The sequence below is a fragment of the Protofrankia sp. Cr1 genome, from assembly GCF_963555865.1.
In the GTDB taxonomy this organism is placed as follows: Bacteria; Actinomycetota; Actinomycetes; order Frankiales; family Frankiaceae; genus Protofrankia.
The window spans coordinates 3,468-4,648 of record NZ_CAUVXO010000428.1 but is presented as its reverse complement, the minus strand read 5'-3'; the positions used below and the strand labels follow the sequence as shown (position 1 = coordinate 4,648).

At 71.1% G+C, this 1,181-nt stretch carries 1 protein-coding gene; it reads left to right on the top strand.

Features of this window, described 5'->3' with window-relative positions; genetic code table 11:
• Positions 1-1,181, top strand: a 1,181-nt coding sequence (locus U9980_RS22920) for an ATP-binding protein (RefSeq protein WP_322769832.1), incomplete at both ends; no start/stop codon positions are given.

Sequence of the window (1,181 nt, the reverse complement as noted above, 5' to 3'; positions counted from 1 at the left end):
GGCGTTCGCGGGTTGGGACGATGCCGTCGACGCGCTCCTGCGGCTCGGGGAGGCCGGCCCGGCCACGGTTGTGCTCGACGAGTTCCCGTATCTGATGAAGGTCGCACCCGACCTTCCCTCGGTGCTCCAGGCTGCCTTCGGGCCACGGCGACCGCGGCGGACCGGCTCTCGGACGCGCCTGGTCCTCTGTGGTTCGGCGCTTTCCGTCATGGGCCGCCTGCTGGCGGGTTCCGCGCCGCTGCGGGGACGAGCCGCACTCGAGCTCGCCGTCCCGACACTGGACTTCCGCCTCGCGCGCGAGTTCTGGGGCGTGGACGATCCGCGCCTCGCGGTACTGCTGCACGCGGTCGTCGGGGGCACCCCGGCCTACCGTGACTTCCTGCGGGGTGAGCGGCCGGCGACCGTTGACGGCTTCGACGACTGGGTCGTCCGGGCCGTCCTGGATCCCTCGTCCCCGCTGTTCCGGGAGGCCCGCTATCTGCTCAGCGAAGAGCCGGACCTGCGTGACAGCGCGCTGTACAGTTCGGTGCTGGCAGCCGTCGCCGGTGGCGCCACCATCCGGGGCGGGATCGCCTCATATGTCGGTCGGGCCAGCGCCGACCTCGCGCATCCGCTCACCGTTCTCACCGATTCCGGTTTTCTCCTGCGCGCGGACGATATTCTGCGTGACCGGCGCCCCGTGTGGCGGGTGGCCGAACCGTTGGTCGCCTTCTACTACGCCCTGATGCGTCCGGTCTTCGCGCAGCTCGAACGGCGGAGCCGGGCGGCGCGGGTATGGCCGGCGTTGCGCCCGATGTTCACCTCGCAGGTTCTGGGCCCGCATTTCGAGCAGATGTGCCGTACGTGGGTGACTGACTTCGCCGCCCCGGCGACGCTCGGCGTCGATCTGCTCGGCGATGTCGGGCACGGCACGATCCATGACCATGCGGGCCGGGCGTCCCTTGAGCTGGACGTCGTCGCCCTCGGTGCCGCTGACGGCCGACGTCGCCGCGTCGTCGCCCTCGGCGAGGCGAAATGGGGGACGACGCTTGGCACCGAGCACCTGAATCGGCTGGAACAGGCCCGGGAACTGATTGCGGCCACCCGCGATCTCGACACGGAGGGGGCCAGGCTGCTGTTCTTCTCGGCAGCCGGGTTCAGCGACGATCTGCGCGCCCGCGCCACGGCCGACCCCCGTGTCG